Raw genomic sequence first — 339 nt, forward strand, 5'->3', positions numbered from 1 at the left:
AGGCCTCAGTGGACGCCGCCGAGGGCAAGAGCGACGGCCGCGGTGACGGCGGCCAGCAGAACAAGAACGACGGCGGCGGCCGGGGCGACGGCTCGCGCGGCGACCGCAACGACGGCCGCGGCGGCGACGGCGGAGGCCGTCAGCAGCAGGACCGTCCCTCCAAGCGCGACCGCCAGCGCGGCCGCGGCAAGGGCGGCGACGGCGGCGGCCAGAACCAGAACCAGGGCGGCGGTCAGAACCAGGGCGGCCAGAACCAGGGTCAGGGCGGCGGAGGCCGCCGTGACGACGACGATTTCGAGGGCGGCCGTCGTGGTCGTCGGGGGCGGTATCGGGATCGGC

The 339-nt window shown here is 76.4% G+C and carries 1 protein-coding gene; it reads right to left on the reverse strand.

The window, feature by feature from the left end; translation table 11 throughout:
* Nucleotides 1–5 precede the first annotated feature (5 nt).
* Nucleotides 6–339 (reverse strand): hypothetical protein (locus AN218_RS37140; RefSeq protein ID WP_216311816.1); only part of this gene is annotated, 334 nt, incomplete at its 5' end.

It is taken from the genome of Streptomyces nanshensis, from assembly GCF_001751255.1.
In the GTDB taxonomy this organism is placed as follows: Bacteria; Actinomycetota; Actinomycetes; order Streptomycetales; family Streptomycetaceae; genus Streptomyces; species Streptomyces nanshensis_A.